Origin of the sequence: Streptomyces pseudogriseolus (genome assembly GCA_002154585.1) — a bacterium.
Classification (GTDB): domain Bacteria; phylum Actinomycetota; class Actinomycetes; order Streptomycetales; family Streptomycetaceae; genus Streptomyces; species Streptomyces pseudogriseolus.
The window spans coordinates 1-6403 of record MUNG01000539.1; the positions used below are offsets into that span (position 1 = coordinate 1).

Consider the following 6403-nt stretch of genomic DNA (forward strand, 5'->3'; position numbering starts at 1 on the left):
GCCGCCGTAGGGCCCAGGGGAAGGGCCAGGGCGGCGGCGCAGGTCAGGGCGGTCAGCAGGGTGCGGACACGTCTGTGTCCGAGCGGTCTCGTGCGCACGTTGCTCTCCAGGGCATGGGGGGTGGCGGCGGGCCCCGGGCAGGGGTCCGCCGTGACAGAGCACAGGCGCGCGCCGTCGCGCCGTGGAGCATCGGCCGGTCGGCCCGTGGGCCTCAAGACCGGTGTGCAGCAAGGAAGTTAGCGGCAGCGACGCGAACGCGTAACCCCTTTCGCACGACATCCCGCGTCTTCTTCCTCCGCTGGGACAAAGTGCCGGGGGCGCATACGGGGCGAGCCGTGAGGGATCGCGTTGCGGCCCTGCGGGGGCTGCCGGAGACTGGCCGGGGGCGGCGGCCGTCCCGGAGAGGGCCGGAAGGCATGGGCGACTACGCGAACCTGCCCGGGGTCAGGACCTGGTACGAGACCGAGGGGTCCGGCGATCCGCTGGTGCTGCTGCACGGCGGCTTCTGCACCAACGACACCTGGGGCGCGCAGCGGCCCGACCTCGCCGCCGCCTACCGTCTGCACCTGCCGGAGCGGCGGGCACACGGACACACCCCGGACGTCGGGGGGCCGCTCACGTACACCGACATGGCCGGCGACACGGTGGCGTACCTGGAGTCCGTGGTGGGCGGACCGGCCCATCTGGCCGGCTGGAGCGACGGCGGCGTCGTGGCGCTGCTGACCGCCCTGGCCCGGCCGGACCTGGTCCGCCGGCTGGTGCTGATCGGGGTGAACTTCCGGCCCGCGGCGGAGGCGTTCGTGGCGCCGGAGATGCTCGACGCGATGACCCCGGACAGCGACGACATGGCCTTCTTCCGTGAGCTGTACGCCGCCGTCAGCCCGGACGGGCCGGAGCACTGGCCGGCCGTGGCGACGCGGATGATCGACATGTGGCGCACCCAGCCGGCGCTCGATGCCGGGGACCTGGCCGCGGTGCGGGCCCCCGCGCTCGTCATGACCGGCGACGACGACCTGATGACCCTGGAGCACACCGCGGACCTCTACCGCGCGCTGCCCGACGCCCGGCTGGCGGTCGTCCCGGGCGCGTCCCACCTGGTCCCGCTGGAGAAGCCCGCCGAGGTCAACCGGATGATCCTCGAGCATCTCGCGGGCGGCGAGGTCGAGACGACGATGCCGGTGCTGCGCGCCCGGACCCCGGCGACACCCGGTCGGGGCGCCACCGCCTGACCCGCTCCGGCCGCCGGGGTGCTGGATGCCTCCGGTACGGTTTCGGCGTACTGTCCCGATATGGGAGCACCGCGGGCGCATCCGGGTGAGCGAGCGGCACTCGCCCCGCCGGAACGGGCGGGTGACTGATGGACACCGCCGTGGCCGCCGTCGTGCGCGCGACCGGCGCGTCCGGCGCCCTGCTCTACATCCTCACCCCCGACCGCGAGGCCCTGTGGCTGTCCCATGTGTCGGGCGTCCCGCGTGAGGTGGCCGCCCCATGGAGCAGGGTGGCGCCGGGCGATCCGATGCCGGTGGCCGACGCGGTGCGCGAGGAGCGCCTGGTGTGGGTGAGCGGCCAGGTGGAGATGGCGCGCCGCTATCCCCGGCCGGCGGTGGTGCTCCCGTACGACTTCGCGCTGGCGGCCGTGCCGGTCGCGTCGGACTCCGGGGTGCGGGGCGGACTGGTGCTGTTCTGGCCCAGCGGGCACCCGCCGCAGCTCAGCCGCGTGGAGCACGACGCCCTCCGGGCGGGTTCCCGGCGCCTCGGCCATCTCATCGAGCAGGCCGCCCGGCGCGGTGAGCCGGTCGTCTCCCCCGGCCGGCCGCGCGTCCTGCCGCCGGAACCGGGACGCACGCCCACGGCCGAGGAGGCGTGGGCGGGCACGGCGCTCCTCGACCGGCTGCCCGGCGGGTACGTCGGCCTGAACCTGAACGGCCGGATCACCCTCGTCACCCCGGCCGCCGCCGAACTCGTGGACGCCGCACCGGAGCGGCTGCTGGGCTCCCTGCCGTGGGAGGCGCTGCCGTGGATGGACGTCCCCCATGTCGAGGACCGCTACCGCGCGGCGCTGATCAGCCGTACCCCGCAGACGTTCCGGGTGGTGCGCCCGCCCGACACCTGGCTGTCGTTCGAGTTGTATCCGGATCCCTCGGGCATCAGCGTGCGCATCGACCGCGCCGCCGACGGCCGGGAGCCGGACCCGCTCTCGGAGACGGCGCACGGCCCCGGCCGGGCCACGGTGCTGTACCACCTGATGCACCTGGCGACCACGCTGACCGAGGCCGTCGGGGTGCAGGACGTGGTCGACCAGACCGCCCAGCAGCTGCTGCCCGCGCTCGGCGCCCAGGGCATGGTGCTGATGACCTCGGAGGACGGCCGGCTGAGAATTCTCGGCCACCGCGGTTACAGCACCGAGCTGCTCGGCCGGTTCGACGGCGCGCCGCTGAGCCGGGACATCCCGGGGGCGGCGGTGCTGGCCACGGGCGAGGCGGGCTTCTTCCCGAGCTTCCGGCAGATGGTGGCCGCGTACCCGAAGATGACGCACGAGGACGGGATGGCCGCCTGGGCGGTCCTGCCGCTGATCGCCTCCAGCCGCCCGATCGGTTCCGTGCTGCTCTCCTACGACCGGCCGCGCGCCTTCCCGCCCAGCGAACGCGCCGTCCTCACCTCGCTGGCCGGGCTCGTCGGCCAGGCCCTCGACCGGGCCCGGCTGTACGACAGCAAGGACCGCCTCGCCCACCGGCTCCAGTCGGCGCTGCTTCCCCACGGCCTGCCCTCCGTCCCGGGGCTGCGGGTCGTCGCCCGCTATCTGCCGGCCGCCCGTGGCCTGGGCATCGGCGGCGACTTCTACGACCTGATCCGCCTCGACGAGAACACCGTGGCGGCGGCCATCGGGGACGTGCAGGGGCACAACGTGGACGCGGCGGCGCTCATGGGGCAGGTCCGCACCGCCGTGCACGCCCACGCCACCGTCGGCGCTCCCCCGGACCACGTCCTCGGCGGCACCAACCGGCTCCTCACCGACCTGGACCCCGGCCTGTTCACCAGCTGCCTCTACGCGCACCTGGACCTCGGCCGCGGCCGGGCCTGCCTGGCCACCGCGGGGCATCCGCCGCCCCTGATACGGCACAGCGACGGGCGCACCGAGCTGCTGGACATCCCGCCGGGCCTGCTGCTCGGCATCGACCCGACGGCCCGCTACCCGTCGCTGGAGTGCGCCCTGCCGCCCGGCTGCGTGCTGGTCTTCTACACCGACGGGCTCGTCGAGGCGCCGGGCGTCGACCCGGACGACGCGACGGCGGCGCTGGCCGGGCTGGTGGAGCACTCCGACCCGGACGACCTGGAGGCCATGGCCGACACGCTCGTCCGGCACGCCCCGGCGCCCGGCGACGACATCGCCCTGCTGCTCCTGAGCCCCACTCCGGGCGGCGGGTGAGCGCCCGCCTCGGGGTGACCGTCCGCCGGCTCATCCGAGGGCGTCGACCGCCGCCGCGAACAGCCGGGGCAGACGCGCGGCCACGGGCACGATGTGCGGGGCGAGCGCGGGCCTCTGGCGCGCCCTGACCAGCAGTTCGGTCAGGACGCGGTGGCGGCGCGTGGCGCGGGCCCAGTCGGTGGCGTAGCGGGCGGGCGTGCCCCGGCGGAGGTTGGCGACGAGGGCGCGGGCGCCGTCGAGGGCGAGGCAGACGCCCTCACCGGTCAGCGCGTCGACGTATCCGGCCGCGTCGCCGACGAACAGGACCCGGCCGTGCACGCGGGTGCGGGAGCGCCGGCGCAGGGGGCCCGCGCCGCGGACCGGGGTGACGGCCGTGTCGGGCGGGAGGCGGGCGGCCAGCTCGGGGAAGCCGGCCAGCTGCGTGTCGTAGGGCGCCCGCCGGGAGGTCAGCAGGGCCACGCCGACCAGGCGGGGGCCGAGCGGGGTGACGTACGCCTCCGCGTCCGGTCCCCAGTGCACCTCGACGTGCGACGTCCAGGGCGGCACGGCGTAGTGGCGGCGCAGTCCGTAGCGGGGCGGGGTCCGGGCCGGGCGGTCCAGGCCGAGGGAGCGGCGCACGGGTGAGTGGAGGCCGTCGGCGGCGACGAGCCACCGGGCGCGCAGGCCCGCGCCGGGGACGCTCACGCCGTCCGCGTCCTGCCGTACACCGTCCACCCGCAGCGGGAGGACGGGCACGCCCGCGTCGAGGACCGCCCGGTGCAGGACGGTGTGCAGGTCGGTGCGGCGGACGCCGAGGCCCTGCCCGCGGCGGAACGCGGCCTCGGCCTGGCTGGGTCCCTGGACGTAGCGGATGCCGGTGAGGGGGTGGCCGGGTGCGTGCAGGCCGAGGGCGGTGAGGGCGCGGACGGCGCCGGGCATCAGGCCTTCGCCGCACGCCTTGTCGACCGGGGCGGGGCGGGGTTCCGCGACGACGGTGTCCAGGCCGGCGCGGGCGGCGTGCAGGGCGGTGGCGAGGCCCGCGGGACCGCCGCCGACGACGAGGAGGTCGGGGCGTCTCACGCGGGCACCGCGCGGGTGAGGGCGGCGTTCTCGCAGCGGACGCGCACGGTCAGCAGCACCGCGTTGGCCAGGGTGAACACGGTCGCCGTGAGCCACGCCGAGTGGACCAGGGGCAGGGCGACGCCCTCGACGACGACGGCGACGTAGTTGGGGTGGCGCAGGAAGCGGTAAGGGCCGCCGCCGACCAGGCGGACGCCGGGGACGACGATGACGCGGGTGTTCCAGTAGGGGCCGAGCGTGGCGACGCACCACCAGCGCAGGGCCTGGGCGAGCAGGGCGAGCGCCAGCGCGGGCACGCCGAGGGCGGGGACGAACGGACGGTGGGCCAGGAGGGGTTCGAGCAGGCAGCCCGCGAGCAGGCCGGTGTGCAGTACGACCATCACCGGGTAGTGGCCGCGGCCGTGCTCCACCCCGTCCCGTGCGCGGGTCCACGCGGCGTTGCGGCGGGCCACGACGAGTTCGGCGAGGCGTTCGACGGCCACGGCGAGGACGAGCAGCGTGTACCAGGTCATGGCGGCCACCTCACCAGCGCAGCAGGACGAGTTCGGACGCGAACCCCGGACCCATCGCCAGCACCAGTCCCCAGGTGCCCGGGGCGGGCCGGTGGGCCTCCGTGAAGCGCTGGAGGATGTGCAGGACCGAGGCGGAGGACAGGTTGCCGACGGCGGCGAGCGACCGCCGGGACGCGGTGAGGGCGTCGTCGGGCAGGGCGAGCGCGTCGGCCACGGCCTCCAGCACCTTGGGGCCGCCGGGGTGGCACACCCAGGCGCCGATGTCCCCGGTGTCCAGGCCGTGTTCGGCGAGGAAGCCGCGCACCTGGGCGCCCAGGTGGCGGCGGACCAGGGCGGGCACGCCGGGGTCGATCACGACGCGGAAGCCGCCGGCGCCGACGTCCCAGCCGAGGAGGTGCCCGGTGTCCGGGTAGAGGTGGCTGCGGGTGGCGACCACGGCGGGCCCGGGGGGCGCCGCCGGTTGCGCTTCCGTACCGGTGGCGGCGCGGGCGACGAGGGCCGCCGCTCCGTCGCCGAAGAGGGCGCCGGCGACCAGGTTGGCGCGGGAGTCGTCGCCCTTCTGCAGGGTGAGCGAGCACAGTTCGACGGTGAGCAGCACGGCGGTTTCGCCGGGGTGTCCACGCAGGTAGTCGTGGACGCGGGCGAGGCCCGCGGCGCCCGCCGCGCAGCCCAGCCCGAACACCGGCAGCCGCTTGACGTCCGGCCGCAGACCGACGCGTCCGGCCAGCCGGGCGTCGAGGGACGGGGCGGCGACGCCGGTGATGGAGGCGCACACCAGCAGGTCGACGTCGGCCGGGGCGAGCCCGGCCTGGTCCAGCGCGGTGGTGAGGGCCCGTCCGGCGAGGTCCAGGCCCGCCGTCAGCCACGCCTCGTTGCTCTCGCGGAAGCCGCGCAGTGCGGCGTAGCGCTCGATGGGCAGGGCGAGATGGCGGGTGCGCACGCCGGAGGACGCGTGCAGACGGCGGAGCACGGCGCGGTCGGCGCCCGGGGGCAGGCACAGGTCGCCGATGGGCTCGGTGAGCCGGTCCTGGGGGTAGCGGTGCGGCGGCAGCGCGGTGTGCACGGCGGCGACGGTGGTCACCGGCGCCGTGTCCGGGGGCGGAGGGGCGGCGGGCGCCGGTTCGGTGGCCTGTTCGACGGCCCGTTCGGTGACCGGTTCGGCGGCCGGTTCGGCGATGAGGGGGACACGCATGTCCGTAATGACTTCCTCGCCGGAGCCGTCCGGCTACCTTGCACGCGTGTCCCACCACCCGTCCGGGGTTCTTCCGCGTACGCCGCTGCGCCGTCTCCCGGCCCTGCTGCGCTGCTGCCACCCCGAGCCGGCGCTGGCCGTCACGGCGTTCGTGACCGCGCTGGCGGTGGCGGCGGGGCACGGTCCCGCGGGGGCGGCGGCGGTGGGCGCGGC

The 6403-nt window shown here is 76.3% G+C and carries 5 protein-coding genes; 2 read left to right on the top strand and 3 right to left on the bottom strand.

All coding sequences use genetic code 11. From position 1 onward, the window contains the following. Positions 1 to 416: 416 nt before the first annotated feature. Together CCN29_RS32370 and CCN29_RS32375 are read left to right on the top strand one after the other, a co-directional pair. Positions 417 to 1229, top strand: coding sequence for an alpha/beta fold hydrolase (locus CCN29_RS32370; RefSeq protein WP_086686087.1), 813 nt, complete (start codon positions 417 to 419; stop codon positions 1227 to 1229). A gap of 128 nt (positions 1230 to 1357) precedes the next feature. After that, entirely contained in the window at positions 1358 to 3427 is a 2070-nt protein-coding gene (locus CCN29_RS32375; RefSeq protein WP_086686089.1) for a SpoIIE family protein phosphatase, read from the top strand. 30 nt (positions 3428 to 3457) lie between these two features. On the opposite strand, the gene CCN29_RS32380 is transcribed toward CCN29_RS32375, so the two are convergent. Genes CCN29_RS32380 through CCN29_RS32390 form a run of 3 tightly spaced genes read right to left on the bottom strand, consistent with a single transcriptional unit; the run spans position 3458 to position 6079 of the window. Further along, a complete protein-coding gene (locus CCN29_RS32380) occupies positions 3458 to 4486 on the bottom strand; it encodes an NAD(P)/FAD-dependent oxidoreductase (protein WP_006130936.1) in 1029 nt (342 codons plus the stop codon). Continuing rightward, positions 4483 to 4998: an isoprenylcysteine carboxyl methyltransferase family protein gene (locus CCN29_RS32385; protein ID WP_006130937.1), complete on the bottom strand. Its 516-nt coding sequence runs from the start codon at positions 4996 to 4998 to the stop codon at positions 4483 to 4485. The genes CCN29_RS32380 and CCN29_RS32385 overlap by 4 nt, the downstream gene beginning before the upstream one ends. 10 nt (positions 4999 to 5008) lie before the next feature. Continuing rightward, positions 5009 to 6079, bottom strand: coding sequence for a type III polyketide synthase (locus tag CCN29_RS32390; protein ID WP_039986659.1), 1071 nt, complete (start codon positions 6077 to 6079; stop codon positions 5009 to 5011). Positions 6080 to 6403: the final 324 nt, after the last annotated feature.

What these genes read in the sequence shown, in the direction of transcription:
- CCN29_RS32385 (WP_006130937.1), bottom strand. Translation starts at nt 4,998, where the DNA reads ATGACCTGGTACACGCTGCTCGTCCTCGCCGTGGCCGTCGAACGCCTC.
- CCN29_RS32370 (WP_086686087.1), top strand. Translation starts at nt 417, where the DNA reads ATGGGCGACTACGCGAACCTGCCCGGGGTCAGGACCTGGTACGAGACC.
- CCN29_RS32375 (WP_086686089.1), top strand. Translation starts at nt 1,358, where the DNA reads ATGGACACCGCCGTGGCCGCCGTCGTGCGCGCGACCGGCGCGTCCGGC.